The organism is Pseudomonas sp. GD03858, from assembly GCF_029840925.1.
In the GTDB taxonomy this organism is placed as follows: Bacteria; Pseudomonadota; Gammaproteobacteria; order Pseudomonadales; family Pseudomonadaceae; genus Aquipseudomonas.
On sequence record NZ_JAOCDM010000081.1, the window covers coordinates 1 to 25,236 of the forward strand.

Annotated in this window: 19 protein-coding genes; 12 read left to right on the forward strand and 7 right to left on the reverse strand. The window is 67.0% G+C overall.

What is annotated here, in order from left to right; genetic code table 11:
* The first annotated feature begins 41 nt into the window (after window positions 1-41).
* The 7 genes from catC (at window position 42) to N5D48_RS18635 (ending at window position 6,757) form a co-directional block, all read left to right on the forward strand.
* Window positions 42-332, forward strand: coding sequence for a muconolactone Delta-isomerase (catC, locus tag N5D48_RS18605; RefSeq protein ID WP_279887037.1), 291 nt, complete (start codon window positions 42-44; stop codon window positions 330-332).
* A 33-nt stretch (window positions 333-365) separates the two neighbouring features.
* Entirely contained in the window at window positions 366-1,280 is a 915-nt protein-coding gene (gene catA, locus N5D48_RS18610; protein WP_279887039.1) for a catechol 1,2-dioxygenase, read from the forward strand.
* A gap of 148 nt (window positions 1,281-1,428) precedes the next feature.
* Window positions 1,429-2,622, forward strand: coding sequence for a benzoate/H(+) symporter BenE family transporter (locus tag N5D48_RS18615; protein ID WP_279887041.1), 1,194 nt, complete (start codon window positions 1,429-1,431; stop codon window positions 2,620-2,622).
* Between the two features lie 60 nt (window positions 2,623-2,682).
* The gene (locus N5D48_RS18620) at window positions 2,683-3,933 is read left to right on the forward strand and encodes an OprD family porin (RefSeq protein WP_279887043.1); all 1,251 of its coding nucleotides are present in this window, start codon (window positions 2,683-2,685) and stop codon (window positions 3,931-3,933) included.
* A 71-nt stretch (window positions 3,934-4,004) separates the two neighbouring features.
* The gene (locus N5D48_RS18625; protein ID WP_279887045.1) at window positions 4,005-5,078 is read left to right on the forward strand and encodes a metal-dependent hydrolase; all 1,074 of its coding nucleotides are present in this window, start codon (window positions 4,005-4,007) and stop codon (window positions 5,076-5,078) included.
* 3 nt (window positions 5,079-5,081) lie between these two features.
* Entirely contained in the window at window positions 5,082-5,783 is a 702-nt protein-coding gene (locus tag N5D48_RS18630) for a TraX family protein (RefSeq protein ID WP_279887047.1), read from the forward strand.
* 62 nt (window positions 5,784-5,845) lie between these two features.
* Entirely contained in the window at window positions 5,846-6,757 is a 912-nt protein-coding gene (locus N5D48_RS18635; RefSeq protein ID WP_279887049.1) for a LysR family transcriptional regulator, read from the forward strand.
* A gap of 27 nt (window positions 6,758-6,784) precedes the next feature.
* Here N5D48_RS18635 and N5D48_RS18640 read toward each other — a convergent pair whose 3' ends face one another.
* From N5D48_RS18640 to N5D48_RS18650, 3 genes are all read right to left on the reverse strand, one after another.
* A complete protein-coding gene (locus N5D48_RS18640; protein ID WP_279887050.1) occupies window positions 6,785-7,882 on the reverse strand; it encodes an alkene reductase in 1,098 nt (365 codons plus the stop codon).
* A 215-nt stretch (window positions 7,883-8,097) separates the two neighbouring features.
* Window positions 8,098-9,108: an aldo/keto reductase gene (locus N5D48_RS18645; protein ID WP_279887052.1), complete on the reverse strand. Its 1,011-nt coding sequence runs from the start codon at window positions 9,106-9,108 to the stop codon at window positions 8,098-8,100.
* Window positions 9,109-9,196: 88 nt separating this feature from the next.
* Window positions 9,197-10,732 carry an FAD-dependent oxidoreductase gene (locus N5D48_RS18650; RefSeq protein ID WP_279887053.1) on the reverse strand — a complete coding sequence of 512 codons (1,536 nt, stop codon included), beginning with the start codon at window positions 10,730-10,732 and terminating at the stop codon, window positions 9,197-9,199.
* Between the two features lie 182 nt (window positions 10,733-10,914).
* On the opposite strand from N5D48_RS18650, the gene N5D48_RS18655 reads away from it, so the two are divergent.
* The 3 genes from N5D48_RS18655 to N5D48_RS18665 are packed head-to-tail and all read left to right on the forward strand — an operon-like array spanning window position 10,915 to window position 16,604.
* The gene (locus tag N5D48_RS18655) at window positions 10,915-12,057 is read left to right on the forward strand and encodes a MexC family multidrug efflux RND transporter periplasmic adaptor subunit (protein ID WP_279887055.1); all 1,143 of its coding nucleotides are present in this window, start codon (window positions 10,915-10,917) and stop codon (window positions 12,055-12,057) included.
* A 15-nt stretch (window positions 12,058-12,072) separates the two neighbouring features.
* On the forward strand, window positions 12,073-15,201 hold the full coding sequence (locus N5D48_RS18660; RefSeq protein WP_279887057.1) for an efflux RND transporter permease subunit: 3,129 nt from the start codon (window positions 12,073-12,075) through the stop codon (window positions 15,199-15,201).
* Complete coding sequence (locus tag N5D48_RS18665; protein WP_279887059.1) at window positions 15,201-16,604, forward strand: efflux transporter outer membrane subunit; 1,404 nt, start codon at window positions 15,201-15,203, stop codon at window positions 16,602-16,604. Before N5D48_RS18660 ends, N5D48_RS18665 begins: the two co-directional genes overlap by 1 nt.
* Before the next feature lie 215 nt (window positions 16,605-16,819).
* Here the strand turns inward: N5D48_RS18665 and mobA are convergent, their stop codons facing one another.
* The 3 genes from mobA to N5D48_RS18680 form a co-directional block, all read right to left on the reverse strand.
* A complete protein-coding gene (mobA, locus tag N5D48_RS18670) occupies window positions 16,820-17,395 on the reverse strand; it encodes a molybdenum cofactor guanylyltransferase MobA (RefSeq protein WP_279887060.1) in 576 nt (191 codons plus the stop codon).
* A 61-nt stretch (window positions 17,396-17,456) separates the two neighbouring features.
* On the reverse strand, window positions 17,457-20,579 hold the full coding sequence (locus N5D48_RS18675) for an efflux RND transporter permease subunit (protein WP_279887061.1): 3,123 nt from the start codon (window positions 20,577-20,579) through the stop codon (window positions 17,457-17,459).
* 11 nt (window positions 20,580-20,590) lie between these two features.
* Window positions 20,591-21,763 (reverse strand): efflux RND transporter periplasmic adaptor subunit, encoded by a 1,173-nt coding sequence (locus N5D48_RS18680; protein WP_279887063.1) that lies wholly within the window; start codon window positions 21,761-21,763, stop codon window positions 20,591-20,593.
* Between the two features lie 158 nt (window positions 21,764-21,921).
* Here N5D48_RS18680 and N5D48_RS18685 point away from each other — a divergent pair, with 158 nt between their 5' ends.
* Window positions 21,922-22,623 carry a response regulator transcription factor gene (locus N5D48_RS18685; protein WP_279887065.1) on the forward strand — a complete coding sequence of 234 codons (702 nt, stop codon included), beginning with the start codon at window positions 21,922-21,924 and terminating at the stop codon, window positions 22,621-22,623.
* 6 nt (window positions 22,624-22,629) lie between these two features.
* Entirely contained in the window at window positions 22,630-23,928 is a 1,299-nt protein-coding gene (locus tag N5D48_RS18690; RefSeq protein ID WP_279887066.1) for an ATP-binding protein, read from the forward strand.
* 155 nt (window positions 23,929-24,083) lie between these two features.
* Here the strand turns inward: N5D48_RS18690 and N5D48_RS18695 are convergent, their stop codons facing one another.
* Window positions 24,084-25,172, reverse strand: coding sequence for a GGDEF domain-containing protein (locus N5D48_RS18695; protein ID WP_279887067.1), 1,089 nt, complete (start codon window positions 25,170-25,172; stop codon window positions 24,084-24,086).
* Window positions 25,173-25,236 lie beyond the last annotated feature (64 nt).

Consider the following 25,236-nt stretch of genomic DNA (forward strand, 5'->3'; position numbering starts at 1 on the left):
TCCTACAAGGGCCGAGCCAGATTAGAGAAAGGAGAATCAGCATGCTGTTCCACGTAAAGATGACCGTAAAGCTGCCGGTCGACATGGACCCAACCAAGGCCGCGCAACTGAAGGCCGATGAGAAGGAACTGGCCCAGCGCCTGCAGCGAGAGGGCAGCTGGCGCCACCTGTGGCGCATCGCCGGCCATTACGCCAACTACAGCGTGTTCGACGTGCCCAGCGTCGAAGCCTTGCACGACACCCTGCTGCAACTGCCGCTGTTCCCCTACATGGACATCGAGGTCGACGGCCTGTGCCGCCATCCCTCGTCGATCCACGGCGACGACCGCTGAACTCACTACAAGAACGACACGAGGTACCTGATCATGACCGTGAAGATTTCCCATACCCCTGAAATGCAGCAGTTCTTCGAACAAGCCGCAGGCTTTAGCAACGACAGCGGCAGCCCGCGCCTCAAGCGCATCATCCAGCGTGTGCTGGCGGACAGCGCGCGGCTGATCGAGGAGCTGGAGATCAGCGAAGACGAGTTCTGGCACGCCGTCGACTACCTCAATCGCCTGGGCGGGCGTGGCGAGGCCGGGTTGTTGGTGGCGGGCCTGGGCATCGAGCACTTCCTCGACCTGCTGCAGGATGCCAAGGATGCCGAGGTCGGGCTGACGGGCGGCACCCCGCGCACCATCGAAGGCCCGCTGTACGTGGCTGGGGCGCCGATCGCCCAGGGCCAGGCACGCATGGACGACGGCAGCGAGGAGGGCGTGGCCACGGTGATGCTGCTCGAAGGTCAGGTGCGCGGCCCCGATGGCCAGCCATTGGCCGGGGCGACGGTGGACCTGTGGCATGCCAACACCCGGGGTACCTATTCGTTCTTCGACCAGAGTCAGTCGGCGTACAACCTGCGTCGGCGCATCGTCACCGATGCCGACGGCCGTTACCGCGCGCGCTCGATCGTGCCCTCCGGCTACGGCTGCGACCCGCAGGGGCCGACCCAGGAGTGCCTGGACCTGCTCGGTCGCCACGGCCAGCGCCCGGCGCATATCCATTTCTTCATTTCGGCACCCGGGCATCGTCACCTGACCACCCAGATCAATCTGTCCGGCGACAAGTACCTGTGGGACGACTTCGCCTATGCCACCCGCGACGGGCTGGTGGGAGAGGTGGTGTTTCGTGACGGCGAGCAGGGGCGGGTTGCCGAGCTGAAGTTCGATTTCCAGTTGCAGCAGGCGCTGGGCAGCGAGGCCGAGCAGCGCAGCGGGCGGCCGCGGGCGTTGCAGGAGGCCTGATACACCGCGTCAGGCCCTTCGCGGGTAAACCCGCTCCCACAGGTTTCAAGCCTTGCCGACTTCCTGTGGGGGCGGGCTTGCCCGCGAAGCCGGCACACCAGAACAAGAGCCTGCCACGAAGGCCGGCCGATGCCTTGCGAGAAACCCCATGAAAACCCTGCTCGCGGACTGTTCCCTGTCGGCCGTCGTCGCCGGCTGCATTGCCACCCTGATTTCCTACGCCGGCCCCCTGGTGATCATCTTCCACGCCGCCGAAGCCGCCGGCCTGTCCCACGCTCAGCTGTCGTCATGGGTCTGGGCGGTGTCCATCGGCAGCGCCGTGCTGGGCGCGGTGCTGAGCCTGCGCTATCGGGTGCCCGTGGTGATCGCCTGGTCGATCCCGGGCTCGGCACTGCTGGTGAGCGCCTTGCCGCAGATTGGCCTGGCACAGGCGGTCGGCGCCTATCTGGTGGCCAACACCATGCTGCTGCTGATCGGCGTCAGCGGCGCCTTCGACCGCCTGATCGCCCGCTTGCCTGGCTCCATCGCCGCCGGCATGCAGGCCGGGATCCTGTTCGGCTTCGGCATCGAGGTGTTTCGCGCGCTGCCGGTGCAGCCCGTGCTGGTGCTGGCGATGTTCGTCAGCTACGTGCTGATGCGCAGGCTGCAACCGCGCTATGCGGTGGCGAGCGTGCTGGCGGTTGGGACGCTGGTGACCCTGCTCGGTGGCGAGTTTCACGGCGACGAGCTGGTACTGGCGCTGGCCTCGCCGCAGTGGATCACGCCACAGTTCAGCCTGGGCGCGACCTTCAGCCTGGCGCTGCCGCTGGTGCTGGTGGCGCTGACCGGACAGTTCATGCCTGGCATGGCGGTGCTGCGCAACGCCGGCTATGGCACCCCGGCCAGTCCCCTGATCGGCGCCAGCGCCGTGGGCGGCCTGCTGCTTGCGCCGTTCGGCTGCCATGGCCTGAACCTGGCGGCGGTCACCGCCAGCCTCTGCACTGGCCGCGAGGCCCACGAAGACCCGCGCCGACGCTACGTGGCCGCCGTTGCCGGCAGTGGCCTGTACCTGCTGCTGGGGGTTGCCGGCGCCACCTTGATGTCGCTGTTCGCCGCCTTTCCCGCCACGTTGATCGCCGCCCTGGCGGGCCTGGCCCTGTATGGGGCGATCAGCGAGGCCCTGGCGCGCAGCCTGGCCGAGCCGGGCGAGCGCGATGCCGGGCTGTTCACCTTTCTGGTCACCGCCTCGGGGGTGACTTTTCTCGGGCTGTCGGCGGCGTTCTGGGGGCTGCTGTTCGGTCTGCTCGCCCATGCCCTGGCCCATCTGCGCCGAGTGCCTGCACTTGACCGAAGGAGGGCATGACACCGTATCCGCGACGTTCCAGCGCTTCAACACATAACAACAAGATCAGAGAGCTTCGGAATGAATCACACCCCTTGCGTCGCCATCGGCCTGAGCCTGCTCAGCCAATCCCTGTGGGCCGCCGACAGCGGTTTCTTCGAAGAGGCCAAGGCCAGCCTCAGCGCCCGTAACTACTACTTCAGCCGCGACTTTTCCGACATCGTCGGCGCCAACCGGCAGTCCAGGGCCCAGGAGTGGGCCCAAGGCTTCATCCTCGACTTCAAGTCCGGCTACACCCCGGGCGCCGTCGGCTTCGGCCTGGATGTCCAGGGCCTGCTCGGCATCCGCCTGGACAGCAGCCCCGACCGGGTCAACACCGGGCTGCTGCCAGTGCATGGCGATGGCCGCGCCGCCAGTGACTACAGCCGCCTGGCGCCGACCTTCAAGGCACGGCTGTCGAACACCGAGCTGCGTGTCGGTGAGTTGCAACCCAACTTGCCGGTACTGGCGTTCAGCGATATCCGCCTGCTGCCGCCCAGCTACCAGGGCGTGAGCCTCAGTTCCAGCGAACTGGCCGGCCTGAGCGTGCAGGCCGGTCACCTGAGCGCCACCCACCTGCGCAACGAGGCGGGCGACGGCAAGATGAACGCCATGCTTGGCCATGTACCGATGCGCCAGGCCGAGAGCGACGGGTTCGACTATGCCGGTGGCGACTATGCCTTCAACGCCGGGCAGAGCAGCGCCAGCCTGTGGTATGGGCAGCTGCGGGACATTTACCGGCAAGGCTTCGTCGGGTACAAGCACAGTCAGCCGCTGGGCGACTGGGTGCTCGGCGCCAATCTGGGTTACTACAGTGCCCGTGAGGCCGGTGATGCGCGGCTGGGCAACATCGACAACCAGGCGTTCTTCTCGCTGTTCACCGCCAGGCTCGGCGGCCACGCCTTGCATGCCGGCTACCAGGCCATGTACGGCGACAGCCCGTTTCCCCGGGTGTTCGCCAACATCACGCCGCTGGGCAACGAAGTGCCGACCTACGAGTTCGCCTATACCGACGAGCGTTCGTACCAGCTGCGCTACGACTACAACTTCGTGGCCATGGGCATTCCTGGGCTGACCGCGTCGGTGCGCTACATAACCGGTAACAATGTCGATACCGGGCAAGGCTTCGAGGGCAAGGACCGCGAGCGTGACATCGATCTGGGCTACGCGGTGCAGAGCGGGCCGCTCAAAGGACTGGGGATTCGCCTGCGCAATGCCATGGCGCGCTCGAACTACCGCAGCGACATCGACGAGAATCGCCTGATCCTGGTGTACACCTGGCAGCTGCTGTGATCGCCCGGGCGGGTTTGCACTGCCCGGCAGGATGCAGGTAGCTTTCCTGTATCTCCTCGCGGAAGCTCGTCATGGACTCTTTGACCCAAGCCGTACTCGGCGCCGCCCTGCAAGGCAGCGTGCTGGGGCGGATCCAGGGCCGCCGTTCGCTGCTGTACGGCGCCGCCCTGGGCACCTTGCCTGACCTGGACGTGGTGATCCGCTACGCCGATCCGGTGTCGCAGATGACCTATCACCGGGGCTTTTCCCACTCGATCTTCGTCCTGACCGGCTTGGCCCTGTTGCTGGCCTGGCTGGTCGCCTGGCGCTGGCCGAACAAAGGCTACAGCAGGCCCAGACTGTTCCTGGCCTTCTGGCTGGTGTTGGTCACTCATCCGATCCTCGATGCGTTCACCGTCTATGGCACCCAGCTGTTCTGGCCATTGCAGCTGACGCCGGAAAGCTGGGCGGCGGTGTTCATCATCGACCCGGTGTATACGGTGCCGCTGCTGCTGGCGGTCGTGTATGCAGCCATCAAGGGCTTGCAGGGCAGGGCGACCGCGCTGCTGTCGCTGGCGCTGGTGTTCAGTACCGCCTACCTGGGCTTCGGCCTGGCCGGGCGCATGGCCGCCGAGCAGCGCTTCCATCTGGCCTTGCAGGCACAGGGCATTGCCACCAGCGAGGTGCGCGCGGTGCCCATCGCGTTCAACAGCCTGGTCTGGCGGGTGCTGGCCAAGACCCCGGACGGCGACTACTACGAAGGCGTAAGCAGCTGGTTCGACAAGGCGCCCCCCGAGATGCTGCGCCAGTCGCGCAACCTGCAGGCCGGCCAGCTGCTGGCCGGCGAGCCGTTGCACGAGCGCCTGCGCTGGTTCACCGGCGACTGGTTGCGCTATGACGTGGTCGGCGACGCATTGGTGGTCACCGACCTGCGCATGGGCATCCCCGGCAACTACACCTTCCGCTTCCAGATGGCCCAGCGCGATGGCGATGGTCAGTGGACGGCCATTGCGCCGCGTGGCTGGATCGGTGGTGGCGCCGCCTCGCTGTTCGATGGCGGGAAACTGTCACTGATCTGGCAGCGGATCCTCGCCCAGCAACCGCCCCTGCCACTGGCAGCCTGGGCCGCGCAGGCCAGCGGCGTCGCCGCCGAGGCCAGGCACTAGCCGGTGCGCTCGGCCGGGCTGGACCTGCTCAAGTGGACGGCGATCGTGACCATGGTCGCCGACCACCTGCGTTACCTGTGGCCCGCCGCCGATGGCCTGTTCGTGCTGGGGCGGCTGGCTTTTCCACTGTTCTGCCTGGCGATCGCGGTCAACGTCGGGCGCAGCCGCGCGGGTGAGCTTTTCACCCCAGCCAATGCCCGCTATCTCGGCTGGATGCTGGTGTTCGCGGTGCTGTCGGAGGCACCGTACCGCTGGCTGGATACCGGCTCGCTCACCTTCAACGTGATACCGACCCTGGGCCTGGGCCTGTTGGTCGCCTGGGGCGTGCGACACCACCAGCCGCTGGCTCGCGTCGGCGGGATCGGCGCCGTGCTGTTGGCGACGGTGTTCAGCGCCAAACTGATGTACGGGCTGCCGGGTGTTCTGCTGCCAGGCGCGTTGCTGCTGGCCAGGCGCCGAGGCGGGCTGTGCTGGGGCCTGGCCGTCTTGCTGGCGGTAGCCGGCAATCTCAGCAACGGCTGGTTGCGCGAACACCTGCTGGCGCCGATCACCCTGATGGCGCTGGCGGTCGCTGCGCTGGCGGTGCCGGTCGGTGTCTGGCTGCTGCGCCAGGATGGCTGGCGCGTGCCGCCCGTGGGCCGTTGGGGGTATGCGTTCTATCCCTTGCACCTGCTGCTGATCCGGTTGCTCCAGGGGCTGGGCTGACTTGCCTTGCAATCCCAGGATCCGCACCCATCTAACAGCCCTTGCCAAACTGGAAACCGCCCATGGAACCCAACCGCTTCGGCGATATCGCCGCCTTCGTCAGTGCCGTGAAGGCCGGCAGCTTCACCGCCGCTGCCGCCAGCCTGGGCCTGACCCGTTCGGCGGTGGGCAAGAGCATCGCCCGCCTGGAGGCGCGCATGGCGGTACGCCTGCTCAACCGCACCACGCGCAAGCTGAGCCTGACCGACGAAGGTCTGGTGGCGTTCGAGCGTTGGCGGCAGATCCTCGACGACCTGGACGAGGTCGAGACCACCATGGCCCAGCGCCGCGCACAGCCCACCGGTACCTTGCGCCTGACCGCGCCGCTGTCGTTTGGCCAGCGTCATGTGCTGCCGCTGCTCGATGCCTACCTCAAGCAGTGGCCCGAACTGCGCGCCGATATCCGTTTCACCGACCGTTTCGTCGATCTGGTCGAGGAGGGTATCGACGTCGCCGTGCGCATCGGGGCGCCGAAAGAAGACTCGCAACTGCTGACCCGCACCGTGGCCTGGCAGCAGTTCGTAACCTGCGCCTCGCCCGACTACCTGGCGCGCCATGGCACGCCGCAGACGCCGGCCGATCTCTACGGTCACGACAAGATCGCCTTTCTCGTCGGTGAGAAGCCCAACCCCTGGCGCTTTCGCACGGATGCGGGGCTGCATCTGTGCGAGGAGCCGGGGCGACTGAACATCGATAGCGCCGAGGCCCTGCTCGAAGGCGCCCGGGCCGGGTTCGGGCTGATTCACCTGCCCACCTACATTACTGGCGACGACCTGCGCAGGGGCCAACTGGTAGAAGTGTTGCACGACTACCGGCCACCGGCAGATCCGATCCGCATCGTATACCCGAGCAAGCGACACCTGTCGCCACGGGTGCGTGGGTTCATCGACCTGCTGGTGGCGCGCTGGGCCGACGGTGTGCCCTGGGAGGCCTGACAGCGAGGCCGTTCGCAGGCAAGTCGCTTACGCCTGCTGCAGGAATGGGTAGTCGGTATATCCCTCGGGCCCGTTGGCGTAATCGAACTGGGCCCGGTGTTCGTTCAGCGGCGCTTGCTGCTTCAGCCGCTGCGCCAGGTCCGGGTTGGCGATGAAGGCCCGGCCAAAGGCCACGGCATCGATCAGCCCGCGCGTCAGCAAGTCCTCGGCTTTCTCGACGGTATAGGCACCGGCCGCCACGATCACACCGGGGAACGCGGCACGGATGGCTTCGCGGAATTCGTCGCGCAACGGCTTGCCGCCCGACCAGTCCGGCTCCGACAGGTGCAGGTAGGCCAGGTTGCGCTTGGCCAGCTCGCCGATCAGGTACAGGCTGGCCGCTTCCTGGTCTTCACCGTTGTCCACGCCATTGAAGCCGCCCAGCGGGAAAATGCGGATGCCCACGCGCTCGGCGCTCCATTGGGCGATGGCGGCGTCCACCGCTTCCAGCACGATACGCGCGCGGTTCTCGACGCTGCCACCGTAGCGATCCTCGCGCACGTTGGCGCTGGGGGAGAGGAACTGGTGCAGCAGGTAGCCGTGGGCGGCGTGCAGCTCGATGAAGTCGAAGCCGGCTTCCCGGGCATTGGCGGCGGCCTGGCCGAAGTCGCCGACGATACCGGCGATCTCCGCTTCGTCCAACGCCCGCGGGGCCGAGGTTTCGACGCGGATCACCTGACGCGCTTCGTCACGCAGCGAGGTGCGGGTATTGGCCGGCAGCGCCGAAGGCGCCACGGGCGCCGCGCCTTCAGGTTGCAGCGAGGTGTGCGAGACCCTGCCGGTGTGCCATACCTGCACGGCGCTGTGACCGCCGGCGGCATGGATGCCCTCGTTGACCAGGCGCCAGCCGGCGATCTGCTCGGCGGTGTGGATGCCGGGCGAGCCGGAGTAGCCCTTGGCCTGGAAGGAAATCTGCGTGGCCTCGGTGATGATCAGCCCGGCACTGGCGCGCTGGGTGTAGTACTCGGCCATCAGCGGCGTTGGTACATCGCCCGGTTCGCGGCTGCGCAGGCGGGTGAGTGGGGCCATGAAGACCCGGTTGGGCAGGGTCAGGGGGCCAAGCGCGAGAGGTTCGAAGAGTTTCATCGGAGCTCCATCGGAAGGTTGGTTCGATGGTGGCCACGATACCGAGATGATTGGGGAAAGGGGGGACCGGAATACCGGCCTCTGGCTCCCCAATGGGGAACTGAGAGATATGCTGTAGTCGGTGCCACCCACTGCGGCGCTTGCTTCGCGGGTAAACCCGCTCCCACAGGATGGGGCAGGGCGTGAAGCAAGCGCGCTCGTTGTGGGCTGCCGGGTTATCCGCGCGACACGCGCCCGCTGACGAAATGCGCCACGTCATTGAACCCCGGCGTCGAGGCATGACCCGGCGTCACCAGCGAGTCGATGAACGCTTCGTCCTCGGCCGTGATCTTGACCTCCAGCGCCCCGGCATAGGTGTCCCACTGCGCCTCGGTGCGTGGCCCGACGATGGCCGAGCTGACCAGGCGGTTGTTCAGCACCCAGGCGATGGCGAACTCGACGATGCCCACCCCCTTGGCCTCGGTGTAGGCGTGGATCTTCTGGGCGATGGCCAGCGACTCCTGGCGCCACTCCACTTCCATGATGCGCTTGTCCTGGCGTCCGGCGCGGCTGCCTTCGTCCGGCGTCGAGCCGGGCGCGTACTTGCCGCTGAGCACACCGCGGGCCAGTGGGCTGAACGGCACCACGCCCAGGCCGTGGTAGGCGGCGGCGGTCAGTTGCTCGGGTTCGGCCTGACGGTTGACGATGTTGTACAGCGGCTGGCTGACCACCGGCTTGGCCACGCCGAGCCGCTCGGCCAGGTTGCAGATCTCGGCGATGCGCCAGCCACGGAAGTTGGACACGCCCCAGTAGCGGATCTTGCCCTGGGCCAGCAGGTCGCCGATGGCGCGCACGGTCTCTTCCAGCGGCACCGTGTGGTCCTCACGGTGCAGGTAGTAGATGTCCAGGTAGTCGCTGCCCAGGCGCGCGAGGCTGGCCTCGAGGGCATTGAACAGGTGCTTGCGCGACAGGCCGCTACGGTTGGGGAGACCATCCACCGGGCCATAGCCGGCCTTGGAGGCGACGATCCAGTCCTGGCGATTGCGCGCCACCGCCTGGCCGACGATTTCCTCGGAGCGCCCGCCGTTATACACATCGGCGGTGTCGATGAAGTTGATGCCCTGGTCCCAGGCCTTGTCGATGATGCGCAGCGCGTCTTCGCTGCTGGTCTGCTCGCCGAACATCATGCTGCCGAGGGTGAGGGCCGAGACCTGCAGGCCGGATTGACCGAGGGGGCGGTAGATCATTGCAGATAATCCTTTTCTGACACCTGAAGGGAAATAGCCCTCTGTTTTACACAGATCCGCCGTGCATTGAAAGCACGCGCCCAAGCGGTCACGGGTCTGGCCAGGCGTCGATCAGCTCCCGCGCCTCGCGGCTCGACAGTGGCCGTTTCAGGCGCTGCGACAGCACCGCCATGGCCCGTGCGTAACCCTTGGCGATCACCGCCTCGACCTGGTCGTCGATGCATTGCAGGGCAATGAAATCACCGTGCTCCGGCTCCCCCACGTATTCGATGCGGTTCCAGTGCTGGCCATGCCCGAGCACCTCGTAGGTGCGTCCATGCTGGTAGGTCCAGAAGAACGGCACGTCGTCATAGCGACGTCGCTCGCCCAGCATGTTGGCTGCGGCGATCACCCCATGCTGCTCGGCCAGGCGCCAGTGTTCGATGCGTACCGGCCGTCCGGCGAGCGGGAAGGTGGCGACATCGCCGGCTGCCCATAGGCCGTCGGCGGCCTGCAGGTGCGCATCGACGCTGAGCGAACGGTCCTCGGCCAGTGCCAGGCCCTGCACGAAGCCTGTCACCGGCGTGACGCCGATACCCAGCAGCACCAGGGGCGTGACCAGCCGTTCGCCGTTGGCCAGGCGCACGGCCTCGACCCGTTCCTGGCCTTCGAAGGCGGTCACCTCGGTCGGGCCATGGAACATCACCCCCTTGCGTTCATGCAGCGCGCGCAGGCTGCGGCCGATGCGCTCGCCGAACGGCCGGGCCAGCGGGATCTCATGCCGGGTCACCACATGCACTTGCAGGCCGTACTTGTGCAAGGCGCTGGCCGCTTCCAGGCCGATGAAACCATCGCCGACGATCACCACCGGCTGGCCGGGCTCGGCCAGGTCGAGCAGGCGCTCGGCGTCGCCCAGCGAGCGCAGCACGCAGATGCCCGGCAACTGGACGCCCGGCAGTTCGGGGCGATTCGGCTTGCCGCCAGTGGCGAGCAGGGCGGCGTCGTAGACCAGGCGCTGGCCGTCGGCCAGGACCAGTTCGCGCTTATCGGTGTCCAGTGCGCGGACCTTGCCGTGCAGGCGTTGAACCTGTCCGTGGCGTAGCGTGCCGGGGGCGAGCAGGGGCGGTACCTCGTCCGCTGGCATCTGCCCGGCGATGACGAACTTGCTCAGGGCGGTGCGATCGTAGGCGCTCGGCTGTTCCTGGTCGATCCATAGCAACCGCCCGCCAAAACCGTGATCGAGCAAGGTGGTGACGGCGGCCGCGCCCGCGGCGCCGGCGCCGATCACCACGAAGGTACGGGCATCGTCGTGGCGCGGCGGCAGGGGGGCAGGCATAGCCTGGTCATCGACCCAGACCTGGTCACCTTTCAATTGCACCGCATGGCGCCGCAACCCCGTCAGGGCGGGTGGTTCGCACACCGCCCCCTCGTCCAGCGCGAAAGCGGCCTTGTGCCAAGGGCAGACCAGCAATCCGCCACACACCACCCCTTCGTCCAGGGGCGCGCCTTCATGGGGGCAGTTGCCCTGGTAGGCACGCACCTGGTCGCCATGGCGTACCAGGATGAGCTCTTCGGCGCCGGCCTGGACGCGTAGCGGACGATGTTCATCGAGCTGGGCGAGGGACGCCACGGCATGCAGGGTCATGGGCATTCTCCTGAAGGCTGTGTGGTTATTTGACCCCTGGGGAATGTCGAAGGTGCGTCTAACCGACGACCGGGCTCGCCGCTTACAATCTTTAACATAAAGCTCATATGAGACTAAATTGACTCAAATTAAATGTAAAAGTACTATTCGCGTCGTTTTTAACCAAAGGCTCGGGTGAGTACATGGGCAATTTGCGTGCAATAGGAATGGCCAGTTGGCTGGCGGTGGCCGTGGTACTGGCGGGTTGTGACACGGCGCAGGACCAGCAGGCCGCGGCTGAAACGGCGTTTCCGGTCGAGGCCGTGACCGTGGCCAGCGAACCCCTGGCGCTGGCGTCGACGCTGCCGGGCCGGGTCGAGCCGATGCGGGTGGCGCAGGTGCGCGCCCGGGTGGCGGGCATCGTCCTGCACAAGCGTTTCGAGGAAGGCGCCGACGTCAAGGCCGGCGATGTGCTGTTCCAGATCGACCCGGCACCGTTCAAGGCCGCCCTGGCTCGCGCCGAGGCCGATCTGGCCCGGGCCCAGGCCGTGCAACAGGAAGCCCAGGCGCGGGTCAAGCGCTATGCGCCGCTGGTGAAGATCGAGGCGGTCAGCCAGCAGGACTTCGACAGTGCCACCGCCGAGCAGCGCAGCGCCCAAGCCGCCGTGCGGTCCGCTCAGGCCGACGTGCAGACTGCGCGCCTGAACCTTGGCTACGCCACGGTCACCGCGCCGATCTCCGGCCGTATTGGCCGTGCCCTGGTCACCGAAGGCGCGCTGGTCGGGCAGGGCGACGCCACGCTGATGGCGCGCATCCAGCAGCTTGACCCGATCTATGTCGATTTCACCCAGTCCGCCGCCGATGCCCTACGCCTGCGCCAGGCGCTCAAGGACGGCGCCCTGGCCGGTGGCGACGACAAGGCCCTGACTGCCCAGGTGGAAGGCACCGACTACCAGCGCCAGGGCGCGCTGATGTTCACCGATGTAGCGGTGGACAGCAGTACCGGCCAGGTCACCCTGCGCGGTCGTTTCGACAATGCCGACGGCATTTTGCTGCCGGGCATGTATGTGCGGGTGCGCACCCCGCAGGGCACCGACCAGCAGGCCATCCTGGTGCCGCAGCGCGCGGTGCGGCGCGGCAGCGATGGCGAAGCACAGGTGCTGGTGGTCGGCACCGGCAATCTCGCCGAGACGCGCAGCGTGCGCACCGGCGTGATGCACGGTTCGCGCTGGCAGATCGTCGAGGGCTTGCGCGCTGGCGACCAGGTCATCGTCGGCAGTCCGGCCGGCCTGGCCGCGGGCATGCCCGTGGTGCTGGCCCAGGCTCAACAAGCCGCGGCGCGATAAAGCGAGGGTAGCGAGATGTCCAAGTTCTTCATCAATCGGCCGAACTTCGCCTGGGTCGTGGCGCTGTTCATTTCCCTGGCCGGCCTGCTGGTGATCCCGGCGCTGCCGGTGGCCCAGTATCCCAGCGTGGCGCCGCCACAGATTTCCATCAACGCCAGCTACCCGGGGGCTTCGGCCAGGGTGATGGTGGAATCGGTGACCAGCATCATCGAGGAGTCGCTCAACGGCGCCAAGGGCTTGCTGTACTACGAGTCCACCAACAACTCCAACGGCGTGGCCGAGGTGATGGTGACCTTCGAGCCGGGCACCGACCCGGACATGGCCCAGGTCGACGTGCAGAACCGCCTGAAGAAGGCCGAGGCGCGCATGCCCCAGGCGGTGCTGACCCAGGGCCTGAAGGTCGAGCAGGCCAGCTCGGGCTTCCTGCTGATCTACGCCCTGACCAGCAAGCAGGGCGATCGTGGCGACACCACGGCCCTGGCCGACTACGCCGCGCGCAACATCAACAACGAACTGCTGCGCGTGCCCGGGGTGGGCAAGCTGCAGTTCTTCGCCTCGGAAGCGGCCATGCGAGTCTGGGTCGATCCGCAGAAACTGGTGGGCTATGGCCTGTCGATCGACGATATCAACGCGGCGATCCGTGGCCAGAACGTCCAGGTGCCGGCCGGCAGCTTCGGCAGCACGCCGGGCGCCAGCGAACAGGAGCTGACCGCGACCCTGGCGGTGCAGGGCACCCTGGAGACCCCCGAGGCCTTTGCCGGCATCGTGCTGCGCGCCAATCCGGACGGCTCCAGCGTGCGCCTGGGCGATGTCGCGCGCATGGCCATCGGCAGCGAGAACTACAACCTGTCGTCGCGCCTGGACGGCCACCCGGCGGTGGCCGGCGCGGTGCAGCTGGCACCGGGCGCCAACGCCATCCAGACCGCGACGCAGGTCAAGGAACGCCTCGCCGAGCTGGCGCAGTTCTTCCCGGAAGGTGTCGAGTACTCGGTACCGTACGACACCTCGCGCTTCGTCGACGTGGCCATCGAGAAGGTCATCCACACCCTGCTCGAGGCCATGGTGCTGGTGTTCCTGGTGATGTTCCTGTTCCTGCAGAACATCCGCTACACCCTGATCCCGTCGATCGTGGTGCCGGTGTGCCTGCTGGGCACGTTGATGGTGATGAAGCTGCTCGGCTTCTCGGTGAACATGATGACCATGTTCGGCATGGTGCTGGCCATCGGCATCCTGGTGGACGATGCCATCGTGGTGGTGGAGAACGTCGAGCGGCTGATGGCCGAGGAAGACCTGTCGCCGGTGGATGCGACCATCAAGGCGATGGGGCAGGTGTCCGGGGCGATCATCGGCATCACCCTGGTGCTGGCGGCGGTGTTCCTGCCGTTGGCGTTCATGTCCGGTTCCGTGGGGGTGATCTACCAGCAGTTCTCGGTGTCGCTGGCGGTGTCGATCCTGTTCTCCGGGTTCCTGGCCCTGACCTTCACCCCGGCGCTGTGCGCCACGCTGCTCAAGCCGGTGCCCCATGGGCACCATGAAAAACGTGGTTTCTTCGGCGCGTTCAACCGGATCTTCGCCCGTGTGACCGAGCGCTACTCGCTGATGAACAGTGCGCTGGTGGCCCGTGCCGGGCGCTGGATGCTGGCCTATGTCGGCATCCTGGTGGTGCTCGGCTATTCCTACCTGCGCCTGCCGGAGGCGTTCGTGCCGTCCGAGGACCTGGGCTACAGCATCGTCGACGTGCAACTGCCGCCAGGCGCCAGCCGGGTGCGCACCGACCACACCGCCGAAGCCCTGGAGCAGTTCCTGATGTCCCGCGAGGCGGTGGCCAGCTCGTTCATCGTCAGCGGCTTCAGCTTCTCGGGCCAGGGCGACAACGCCGCGCTGGCGTTCCCCACTTTCAAGGACTGGTCCCAGCGCGACAAGGCGCAGTCGGCGGAGGCGGAAACCGCCGCGATCAATGCGCAGTTCGCCGCCAACGGCGATGGCACCATCACCGCCGTGATGCCGCCACCGATCGATGGACTGGGCAACTCAGGTGGTTTCGCCCTGCGCCTGATGGACCGTGGCGGCTTGGGCCGCGAGGCGCTGCTGGCGGCACGCGACCAGTTGCTGGCCCGTGCCAACGGCAACCCGGTGATCCTCTACGCGATGATGGAAGGCCTGGCCGAGGCGCCGCAGCTGCGTGTGCAGATCGACCGCGAGAAAGCTCGCGCCCTGGGGGTGAATTTCGAGGCCATCAACAGCACCCTGGCCACCGCCTTCGGTTCGGCGGTGATCAACGATTTCACCAACGCCGGGCGCCAGCAGCGCGTGGTGGTGCAGGCCGAGCAGGGCGAGCGCATGACCCCGGAAAGCGTGCTGCGCCTGTACGCGCCCAACGCCAATGGCGAGCAGGTGCCGTTCAGCGCCTTCGTCACCACCCGCTGGGAGGAAGGCCCGGTGCAGCTGGTGCGCTACAACGGCTATCCGTCGATCCGCATCGCCGGTGACGCCGCGCCCGGGCACAGCACCGGCCAGGCGATGGCCGAGATGGAGCGCCTGGTCAGCGAGCTGCCGCCGGGCATCGGCTATGCCTGGACCGGTCTTTCCTACCAGGAAAAGGTTTCCAGCGGCCAGGCCGCGGGGCTGTTCGGCCTGGCCATCCTGGTGGTGTTCCTGTTGCTGGTGGCGCTGTACGAAAGCTGGGCGATCCCGCTGACGGTGATGCTGATCGTGCCGATCGGCGCCCTGGGCGCGGTGTGGGCGGTGATGCTCACCGGCATGCCCAACGATGTGTACTTCAAGGTCGGCCTGATCACCATCATCGGCCTGGCGGCGAAGAACGCCATCCTCATCGTCGAGTTCGCCAAGGAACTGTGGGAGAAGGGCCATAGCCTGCGTGACGCCGCCATCGAAGCCGCGCGCCTGCGTTTTCGTCCGATCGTGATGACCTCCATGGCCTTCATCCTCGGTGTGGTACCCCTGGCCATCGCCAGCGGCGCCGGCGCCGCCAGCCAGCGCGCCATCGGCACCGGGGTGATCGGCGGCATGCTCAGCGCGACCCTGCTGGGCGTGGTGTTCGTGCCGATCTGTTTCGTCTGGGTGCTGTCGCTGCTCAAGCGCAAACCGGCCCCTGTGCAGCATGCTGTCGAGGTGACGAAGTGATGCTCATGCGCAATCTTGCAATCCCGTTCGTGCTGGCCGTCACGCTGGCCGGCTGCTCCCTGGCGCCGACCTACCAGCGCCCCGAGGCGCCGGTGGCGACCGGGTGGGGCGACGCCGCCGGCCATCACGGCAAGGCGGTGGAGCAGCTGGACTGGCAGGCGTTCATCGTCGACCCGACGCTGCGCCAGTTGGTCGGCACCGCGCTGGACAACAACCGCTCGCTGCGCCAGACCCTGCTGGACATCGAGCAGGCCCGCGCGCAGTACCGCATCCAGCGCGCCGACCGGGTGCCGGGCTTGAATGCCGCTGCCTCCGGCAATCGCCAGCACTTGCCGGCGCAGCTGTCGAGCAATGGCCGCGAGGGTGTGAGCAGCACCTACCAGGTGGGCTTGTCGTTGCCGGAGTACGAGCTGGATCTGTTCGGTCGGGTCAAGAACCTGAGCGATGCGGCCCTGCAGCAGTACCTGGCCAGTGAAGAGGCCGGGCGAGCGGCGCGTATCGCCTTGATCGCCGAAGTCAGCCAGGCCTACCTGACGCTGGATGGCGCCGAGCGGCGCCTGGCGTTGACCCGCCAGACCCTGTCCAGCCGCGAGGATTCCCTGGCCCTGGTCGGGCAGCGTCGCGCTGCCGGCACCGCCACCGCACTGGATCACCAGGAAGCGTTGGGGCTGGTCGAGCAATCTCGCGCCGAGCTCGAAGCCACCGTGCGCCAGCAGCGCCAGGCTTACAACGCCTTGGTCTTGCTGCTGGGCAGTGCCGACGCGGCCAAGGCGATTCCAGGCGAGCGTCTGGCCGAGCCGATGGTGCTGCAGGACATTACCCCGGGCGCGCCATCGGCGCTGATCGAACGTCGGCCAGACATTCTTGCCGCCGAGCACCGGCTGCGGGCGCGCAACGCCGATATCGGCGCGGCGCGGGCGGCGTTCTTCCCGCGGATCAGCCTGACCGGCAGCTTCGGCACCTCCAGTGCGCAGATGTCAGGGTTGTTCGATGGCGGTTCGCGCAGCTGGAGCTTCATGCCGCAGCTGTCGTTGCCGCTGTTCGACGCCGGGCGTAACAAGGCCGGGCTGAGCCTGGCCGAGGCGCGCAAGGACTCGGCGGTAGCGGCATATGAAGGCACGATCCAGACCGCCTTCCGCGAAGTCGCCGATGCCTTGGCCGCTACCGACACGCTGCGCCGCGAGGAGGCCGCGCGGCGGGCCCTGGCCGATACCAGCCGGGCGACCGTGGCCCTGGCCAAGGCGCGCTATGAGGGCGGGGTGGACAACCACCTGCGCTACCTGGACGCGCAGCGCAGCAGTTATGTCAACGAAGCGGCCTTCATCGAGGCCAGCACCCAGCGCCAACTGGCCCTGGTCGATCTGTTCCGCGCCCTGGGCGGCGGCTGGCCGGACAAGGGCTGAAAGACTCCTTTGGTTGGGGAATCCAACCGCTTGGCCCCAGGGGATGTTTACCCTGGGGCTTTTTTTGGGGTTTTACACGATCTCTGTAGGAGCGGCCTTGTGTCGCGAAAGGGCTGCACAGCAGCCCCAGGATCTCGTGGCAAGGCGAATATTGCCGGGGCCGCTACGCGGCCCTTTCGCGACACAAGGCCGCTCCTACAGAGATCGTGGTGTAGTTAATCCTGCAGCAGATCCGGGCTGTTGAAGTTACTCAAGCGCCCATCGTCCTCGGCACACTCCAGCCCCTGGACACTGGCCTGCAGCAAGGCCTTCTGCAAACTCCGCTCCCCTGCCTGCCAGGCTTGTTCCAGCAGCGGCAACAGCCGCCGCGGCAGCACGCTGAACATCGGCTGCCAGTAGCCGCCCTGGCGGACCATGGCCGCGCTGTCATGACGCACCGCCAACGCCAGCAGATCCTCGATCAGTACCCGGTCGATCCTCGGCGCATCGCAGGCCAGCAGCACCACCCATTCATGCCGCGCCACCTTGAGCCCGCTGATCACCCCGGCCAGCGGGCCGGGAAAGTCCGCTTCGGCATCGCCGACGATCTGGTCGGCATACGCCGTATAGGCCGCCTGGTTGCGGTTGCAGGAAATCACCAGGTCATCGCTGAGCGCCCGCACGGCGCGCTGCACATGGGCCACCAGCGGCTCGCCGCGCCAGGCCACCAGGCCCTTGTCGCGGCCGCCCATGCGCTGGCCACGGCCACCGGCGAGGATGAGGATGGAGCAGGGGGGGAGGGTGGCAGGCATGAAAAAGGGTTCCGGGCAGTCGATGCCGGGAACCCTCCCATGTACCGCGGGGCTTGTCCAGTCAGGTATCGCTCAGCGCTACGTCAGCGGCCCTGGCCTTGCCGCGCCGGGCCAGGCGCATCACCACGACGAAGAACACCGGCACGAACACCACGGCGAAGGTGGCGCTGAGCATGCCGCCGATCACCCCGGTACCGATCGCCTGCTGGCTGGCCGAGCTGGCGCCGCTGGCGATGGCCAGGGGCACCACGCCGAGGATGAAGGCCAGCGAGGTCATCACGATCGGGCGCAGGCGCAGGCGTGCGGCCTGGATCGCGGCGTCCGCCGCATCGACGCCCTGGTCCACCAGGTCCTTGGCGAACTCGATGATCAGGATGGCGTTCTTCGCCGACAGGCCGATCAAGGTGATCAGGCCAACCTTGAAGAACACGTCGTTGGGCAGCCCGCGCAGCGTCACGGCCAGCACCGCGCCAAGCACGCCCAGCGGCACCACCAGCAGCACCGCGGTGGGGATCGACCAGCTCTCGTACAGCGCCGCCAGGCACAGGAACACCACCAGCAGCGACAGCGCCATCAGCAGCGGCGCCTGGCTGCCGGACAGCCGCTCCTGCAGCGACAGGCCAGTCCATTCGAGGCCACTGCCAGCCGGCAGCCGGGCCACGATGCGCTCGATCTCGGCCATGGCCTCGCCGGAGCTGAAGCCGGGCGCCGGCTCGCCGGAGATCGACACCGCCGGGTAGCCGTTGTAGCGGGTCAACTGCACCGGACCGCTCTGCCAGTGGGCGCTGACGAAGGCGCCCAGCGGCACCATCTTGCCGCTGGCGTTGCGCACGTGGATCTTCAGCAGATCCTCGATCTGGCTGCGCTGGTCGCCTTCGGCCTGCACCACCACCCGCTGCATGCGGCCCTGGTTGGGGAAGTCGTTGACGTAGTTCGAGCCCACCGCCGTGTCGAGCACCGCGCCGATGTCGGCGAACGACACGCCCAGGGCGTTGGCCTGGCGACGATCCACCTCCAGCTCCACCTGCGGACTTTCGGCCAGCGAGGCCTCGCGCACGTTGACCAGCACCTTGCTCTTGCGTGCCTCATCCAGGAGCTGGTCGCGGGCCTGCATCAACTCGCTGTAGCCCATGCCGCCACGGTCCTGCAGGCGGAACTCGAAGCCGGTCGATTCGCCCAGGCCGTCCACCGGCGGCGGCAGCACCGCGTAGGCGATGGCGTCCTTGAGCTGGGTGAAGGCCAGCGTGGCGCGGTCGGCGATGGACTGCGCGCTGTCGTCATGGCCACGTTCGGACCAGTCCTTGAGCGTGGTGAAGGCCAGCGCCGCGTTCTGCCCGCTGCCCGAGAAGCTGAAGCCGAGGATCAGCGTGGTGTTGGCCACGCCCGGCTCCTGGCCGTTGTGCGCCTCGATCTGCTTGGCCACCTCGATGGTACGGGCCTGGCTGGCGCCGGGCGGCAGCTGGATGTCGGTGATGGTGTAGCCCTGGTCCTCGGTGGGCAGGAACGCGGTGGGCAGCTGGCTGAAGCCATAGACCAGCGCGCCGACCAGCGCGGCGTACACCAGCAGGTAGCGGCCGCTGCGCGCCAGGGCGTGGCCGACCCAGCGCTGGTAGCCGTTGCTCATGCCCTCGAAGCGCCGGTTGAACCAGCCGAAGAAGCCCTTGCGCTCGTGGTGCTCGCCCTTTTCCAGCGGCTTGAGCAGGGTGGCGCACAGGGCGGGGGTCAGGCTCAGGGCGAGGAACGCCGAGAACAGGATCGACACCGCCATCGACACCGAGAACTGCTGGTAGATGACGCCCACCGAGCCCTTCATGAAGGCCATCGGCAGGAATACCGCGACTAGCACCAGGGTGATGCCGACGATGGCGCCGCTGATCTGGCCCATGGCCTTGCGCGTGGCCGCCTTGGGGGGCAGGCCTTCCTCGGCCATGATCCGCTCGACGTTCTCCACCACGACGATGGCGTCGTCCACCAGGATGCCGATGGCCAGCACCATGCCGAACAGCGTCAGCACGTTGACCGAGAAGCCCAGCGCGTTCATCACCGCGAAGGTGCCCATCAGCGCGACCGGCACCACCAGGGTCGGGATCAGGGTGTAGCGTAGGTTCTGCAGGAACAGGAACATCACCGCGAACACCAGCACCATGGCTTCGAACAGGGTGTTGATCACCTGCTTGATCGAGACCTTGACGAATGGCGAGGTGTCGTAGGGGATGTCGTACTTCACCCCGGCCGGGAAGTAGCGCGACAGCTCGTCGAGCTTGGCCTTGACCAGGCTGGCGGTCTCCATGGCGTTGGCGCCCGGCGACAGCTTGACGCTGAAGGCGCTGGTGGCCTTGCCGTTCAGGCGGGTGCCGTACTGGTATTCCTGGGCACCGATCTCCACCCGGGCGACGTCGCCGACGGTGACCGCCGAGCCATCGGCGTTGGCGCGCAGGACGATGGCGGCGAACTCCTCGGGCGTGCTCAGTTGCCCCTTGACCACCACGTTGGCGGTGATTTCCTGGGTCGGCCGGCTCGGCAGGTCGCCGATGCTGCCCGGCGCCACCTGGGCGTTCTGCGCGGCGATGGCCTCGGCCACGTCGTTGGGCGTGAGGTTGAAACCGACCAGCTTGGCCGGATCGATCCAGATGCGCATGGCGCGCTCCGAGCCATACAGCTGGGCCTTGCCGACGCCCTTGATGCGGCGGATCTCGTTCATCACGTTGCGCGCGAGGATATCCGACAGGGCGATCTCGTCGAGGCTGCCGTCCTCGGAGGTGAGGGTGGCCAGCAGCAGGAAACCGGTGGACACCTTTTCTACCTGCAAGCCTTGCTGCGTGACTGGGCGCGGCAGGCGCGACTCGATCACCTTGAGGCGGTTCTGCACGTCGACCTGGGCCAGGTCCGGGTTGGTGCCGGGCTGGAAGCTGGCCGTGATGGTGGCGCTGCCCAGGCTGCTCTGCGATTCGAAATACAGCAGGTTGTCGGCGCCATTGAGCTCCTGCTCGATGATGCTGACCACGCTTTCGTCCATGGTCGCCGCCGAGGCGCCTGGGTAGACGGCGTAGATTTCCACCTGCGGCGGCGCCACGTCGGGGTACTGGGCCACCGGCAGCTGCGGGATGGCCAGGGCGCCGACCAGGAGGATGAACAGGGCGACCACCCAGGCGAACACCGGGCGGTCGATGAAGAACTGCGGCATGGATCAGGCCCTCACTGGCCGTTGTGTTGGGCGACCGCGGCGGCCCCCGGTTGCTCGTCTACCTGCACCTGGTCGCCGGCCTTGACGTGTTGCAGGCCCTCGACCACCACGCGCTCGCCGGGCGCCAGGCCCTCGCTGACGATCCAGCGATCGGCCTGGGCGCTGCCCAGGGTCACCGGGCGTTCGCTGACGCGGTCTTGCTGGTCGACCACCAGCACCTTGGGCACGCCGGCGCTGTCGCGCAGGATGGCGCGCTGCGGCACGCTGATGCCCTTGGGCTGCACGGCCTGTTCCAGGCGCACGCGCACATAGCTGCCAGGCAGCAAATCGAGGTCGGGGTTGGGGAACTCGCTGCGCAGGGTGATCTGGTTGGTGCTCGGGTCGACGCTGATGTCGGAGAACAGCAGCTTGCCGGCCAACGGATAGGCGCTGCCGTCGTCCTGGATCAGCGTGGCCTTGACCTGGTCCTGGCCCACGCGCTGCAGCTCGCCGGCGCGCATCGAGCGGCGCAGGGCGTTGAGCTCGCGGGTCGACTGGGTGACATCGGCATGGATCGGATTCAGTTGCTGGATAGTCGCCAGTGGCGTGGTCTCGCTCTGGCCGACCAAGGCCCCTTCGGTCACCAGCGCGCGGCCAATGCGCCCGGAAATCGGCGCGGTGACGGTGGCATAGCCCAGGTTCAGGCGTGCGCGCTCCAACGCGGCCTTCGCCTCGGCGACGGCGGCATCGGCCTGGAGGAAGGCGGCGCGGGCATTGTCGTACTCCTGGCGGCTGACCGCCTTGTCGTCGACCAGCTCGCGGTAGCGCTGCTCTTGCAGGCGCGCCTGGTACAGGGTCGCCTCGGCCTTGGCCAGGGTGGCGCGGGCGCTGTCGAAGTCAGCCTTGAACGGCGCCGGGTCGATGAGGAACAAGACATCGCCCTGCTTCACGTCGCTGCCTTCGCGGTACACGCGCTTGAGCACCACGCCGGCGACCCGGGCGCGGACCTCGGCGGTGCGCGGGGCGAGGATGCGGCCGCTGAGCTCGGTGCTGATCGCCAGTGGCTGCTCGGCCAGGGTTTCGACCCGTACCTGGGGGGCAGGGGCCTGTTCTTCCTGTTCGGTGGCGTCATTGCAGCCGGCCAGGACAAGGGACAGCGCCAGCAGCGCCACGGGGCGCAGGCGCGGAGTGCGGAAAGTGGACATACGGATCTTCCGGAATTGATCGAGCGTATGCTAAGGCAGCCGTTCGCGCACTCGCTGTGAAGCTGTGTAGGGCGTATGTGAAAAAGTGTGAACGAGCGACGGTGCCCGGCGCAGGATTCTATATCCTGCCTCACTTCACTTTCTGTTCAAACACCCTTATGCCGAACATTCTCCTGGTCGAAGACGACAGCGCGCTGTCCGAGCTGATTGCCAGCTACCTGCAACGCAACGATTTCCATGTCCGGGTGATTGCCCGGGGCGACCATGTGCTCGACGAGTTTCGACGACAGAAACCGGACCTGGTGATTCTCGACCTGATGCTTCCGGGGCTGGACGGCCTGCAGGTGTGCCGCCTGCTGCGCCAGGAGTCGCAGGGCCTGCCGATCCTGATGCTGACGGCGCGCGATGACAGCCACGATCAGGTGCTGGGGCTGGAAATGGGCGCCGACGACTACGTCACCAAGCCCTGCGAGCCCCGCGTGCTGCTGGCGCGGGTGCGCACCCTGCTGCGCCGCAGCAGCGTCAACGAACCGCGCCTGGACAGCGACTTGATCCAGATCGGCGGCCTGCGCATCGACCTGGCCGAGCGCACGGTCAGCTGGCGGGGCGAGGAAGTCGAGCTGTCCAGCGGTGAGTACAACCTGCTGGTGGTGCTGGCGCGCAACGCCGGCGAGGTGATGAGCCGCGACCGGATTCTCCAGCAGTTGCGCGGCATCGAGTTCAACGGCACCGACCGCTCGGTGGACGTGGCCATCTCCAAGCTGCGCCGGCGCTTCGACGACAGCGCCGGCGAGGCGCGCAAAATCAAGACCGTGTGGGGCAAGGGGTATCTGTTCAGCCGGGTCGAGTGGGAGTACTGACAGGCCATGCTCAAGATCCTGGTGCGGCTGTACCTGGTGATCATCGTCGCCTATGCCGGGGCGATCGCGCTGATCCCTGACACCATCGTCGGGCTGTTCCATGAGCGCTTCATGGCCTACAACCTCGAACAGGCCAAGGGCGTGCAGACCCTGATCGTGCGCCAGTTCCAGCAGGCCCCGCGAGAGCAGTGGCCAGCGGTGGAAAAGGACCTGGCCGCTGCGTTCGCGCCACTCGAAGTGCGCTTGCTGCGCACCGACGAAGCGGGCCTGGACGCTGACGAGCAGGCGCGTTTCGCCAAGGGCCTGTATGCCGTGCGCATGGCCGACTGGGGTTACTACGAAACTGTGCTGGCACCACTGGACAAGGACTGGCTGGTGCGCCTGCATTCGCCGGACGATCCCTTGGACATCAACGTGCTGTCCTGGGGCGTGACGGTGCTGATCGGCGCGGCCATGCTCGGCTGTCTGCTGCTGTGGGTCTGGCCGCACTGGCGCGACCTGGAGCGCCTGAAGGATACCGCCCGGCGCCTGGGGCGCGGGGAGATGTCGGAACGCACGCATATCTCGCCACGTTCGAACATCGGCGAATTGGCGGGGGTGTTCGACACCATGGCCAGCGACCTGGAGCGTCACGTCAACCAGCAGCGCGAATTGCTCAATGCGGTCTCCCACGAATTGCGCACGCCACTGACACGCCTGGATTTCGGCCTGGTGCTGTTGTTCGACGAGGTGCCCCCGGCCAGCCGCAAGCGCCTGCTGGGGCTGGTCGGCCATGTGCGCGAACTGGACGAACTGGTACTCGAGCTGCTGTCCTACAGCCGTCTGGAAAGCGCCGACCAGGCTCGCGAGCGGGTCGAGGTGTCGTTGTTGGAACTGGTGGACAGCGTGCTTGGCGGCTTTGCCGAAGAACTCGACAACCGTGGCATCCGCTGGGAGGTGCGCTGTGAAACCGACCTGCCACGTTTTGTCCTCGATCCACGGCTGACCGCCCGCGCGGTGCAGAACCTGGTGCGCAATGCCATGCGCTACTGCGACGAGAGCCTGCTGCTGCGCCTGCGCCTGGAAGAGGATGGCGCCTGCCTGGTGACCGTGGAGGACGACGGCATCGGCATTCCGACCGAGGAGCGTGAGCGGATCTTCCAGCCGTTCTACCGTCTGGATCGTAGCCGTGATCGCAATACCGGTGGATTCGGACTGGGATTGGCGATCAGCCGGCGTGCCATCGAAGGGCAGGGCGGGACGCTGACGGTGGCGCAGTCGGCGTTGGGTGGGGCGCAGTTCAGGATTCGCCTGCCCGCAGGTTGATGCAGCGCCTGGGCCGGCCTCATCGCGGGGCAAGCCCGCTCCCACAGCGGCCACGCTGACTTCAAGTCATGTGCTGTTCCTGTGGGAGCGGGTTTACCCGCGAAGCAAGCGACGCAATGGATGGCCCGGCTTGAAGACAGTTGCTCCCAGGATGTTCATTGTCCAGACAGGCTTGTCGACCAGATCACGAATCGGTCCTTGCCCGTGTGCTTGGCCTCGTACAACGCCTGGTCCGCCCTGATCAGCGCCATGCTCAGGGTATCTCCACCGGCGATCCGGGCCAGGCCGATGCTGATGGTCACCGGATGCGCAGACAGGTCCTCGCGCACTCGCTGACACAGCGCCGCGACCTGCCGTTCGGCGCCGGCCTCGTCCAGCCCCTGGAAGAAGATCGCGAACTCCTCGCCGCCCAGCCGGGCGATCTCATGCCCGATCATCGCCGCCTTGATATGCGCCGCCACACGCTTGAGCACTTCATCACCTACGTCGTGACCGAAGCGGTCGTTGACCTGCTTGAAGTTGTCGATATCGATCATCGCCAGGAACTGCCCGGCGTCCGCCTGGCGCAGTTGCTTCTCGGCCTTGGCCATGAACGAGCGGCGGTTGGGGATTTCGGTCAGGGCGTCGATGTAGGCCTGCTCCAGCAGCACCTTGGTCAGGTAGAAGTTGTGCAGCTTGGCCTGGCGGATGCGCAGGTAGCTGTAGATCACCAGGCCACTGAGGAACACCGCGTAGCTGATCAGCATCGCGCCCTCGAACTCCAGGGCATCGATGTGGGTGTGCAGGAACGGGTTGAGCATGATCCAACTGATGCCAAGGGCACAGAAGAACGACCAGCGTCGGACCGGCAGTACCGAGACGGCATAGAGCACCGTCGAGGCGCCGAGCACCAGCCACAGCGGACGCAGGACGATCGGAATGCCCTCGATCACCAGGCGCATGGCCAGGGTGATCACTGCCACGAACAACAGGTTGAGCACGTCGAAATGCTGGCTCTTGCGGGTGAAGCCCAGGACCACGCAGAGGCTGCACAGCAGGGCGATGAACACCCCCGACAGCCAGGTGAAACCCTGGCCGCCGAGGTAGCTGACGATCAGGTCGAAAATCAGCCAGATGGCAATGCCGATGCAGAAGATCAGCAGGCAGAAGCGGCGCATGGCCTCGAATTCGTGCTGGCGGAACTCGGCGCGCAGGGCGGCGGGGGCGACCTGCTGGCGGATGTGGGCTTCGAGGGTCTTGTACATGGAAATGGTGTCTGTGACCGTGTAGGAGCGGCCTTGTGCCGCGAAAGGGCCGCGCAGCGGCCCC

What these genes read in the sequence shown, in the direction of transcription:
- catC (WP_279887037.1), top strand. Translation starts at nt 42, where the DNA reads ATGCTGTTCCACGTAAAGATGACCGTAAAGCTGCCGGTCGACATGGAC.
- catA (WP_279887039.1), top strand. Translation starts at nt 366, where the DNA reads ATGACCGTGAAGATTTCCCATACCCCTGAAATGCAGCAGTTCTTCGAA.
- N5D48_RS18615 (WP_279887041.1), top strand. Translation starts at nt 1,429, where the DNA reads ATGAAAACCCTGCTCGCGGACTGTTCCCTGTCGGCCGTCGTCGCCGGC.
- N5D48_RS18620 (WP_279887043.1), top strand. Translation starts at nt 2,683, where the DNA reads ATGAATCACACCCCTTGCGTCGCCATCGGCCTGAGCCTGCTCAGCCAA.
- N5D48_RS18625 (WP_279887045.1), top strand. Translation starts at nt 4,005, where the DNA reads ATGGACTCTTTGACCCAAGCCGTACTCGGCGCCGCCCTGCAAGGCAGC.
- N5D48_RS18635 (WP_279887049.1), top strand. Translation starts at nt 5,846, where the DNA reads ATGGAACCCAACCGCTTCGGCGATATCGCCGCCTTCGTCAGTGCCGTG.
- N5D48_RS18640 (WP_279887050.1), bottom strand. Translation starts at nt 7,882, where the DNA reads ATGAAACTCTTCGAACCTCTCGCGCTTGGCCCCCTGACCCTGCCCAAC.
- N5D48_RS18645 (WP_279887052.1), bottom strand. Translation starts at nt 9,108, where the DNA reads ATGATCTACCGCCCCCTCGGTCAATCCGGCCTGCAGGTCTCGGCCCTC.
- N5D48_RS18650 (WP_279887053.1), bottom strand. Translation starts at nt 10,732, where the DNA reads ATGACCCTGCATGCCGTGGCGTCCCTCGCCCAGCTCGATGAACATCGT.
- N5D48_RS18655 (WP_279887055.1), top strand. Translation starts at nt 10,915, where the DNA reads ATGGGCAATTTGCGTGCAATAGGAATGGCCAGTTGGCTGGCGGTGGCC.
- N5D48_RS18660 (WP_279887057.1), top strand. Translation starts at nt 12,073, where the DNA reads ATGTCCAAGTTCTTCATCAATCGGCCGAACTTCGCCTGGGTCGTGGCG.
- N5D48_RS18665 (WP_279887059.1), top strand. Translation starts at nt 15,201, where the DNA reads ATGCTCATGCGCAATCTTGCAATCCCGTTCGTGCTGGCCGTCACGCTG.
- mobA (WP_279887060.1), bottom strand. Translation starts at nt 17,395, where the DNA reads ATGCCTGCCACCCTCCCCCCCTGCTCCATCCTCATCCTCGCCGGTGGC.
- N5D48_RS18675 (WP_279887061.1), bottom strand. Translation starts at nt 20,579, where the DNA reads ATGCCGCAGTTCTTCATCGACCGCCCGGTGTTCGCCTGGGTGGTCGCC.
- N5D48_RS18680 (WP_279887063.1), bottom strand. Translation starts at nt 21,763, where the DNA reads ATGTCCACTTTCCGCACTCCGCGCCTGCGCCCCGTGGCGCTGCTGGCG.
- N5D48_RS18685 (WP_279887065.1), top strand. Translation starts at nt 21,922, where the DNA reads ATGCCGAACATTCTCCTGGTCGAAGACGACAGCGCGCTGTCCGAGCTG.
- N5D48_RS18690 (WP_279887066.1), top strand. Translation starts at nt 22,630, where the DNA reads ATGCTCAAGATCCTGGTGCGGCTGTACCTGGTGATCATCGTCGCCTAT.
- N5D48_RS18695 (WP_279887067.1), bottom strand. Translation starts at nt 25,172, where the DNA reads ATGTACAAGACCCTCGAAGCCCACATCCGCCAGCAGGTCGCCCCCGCC.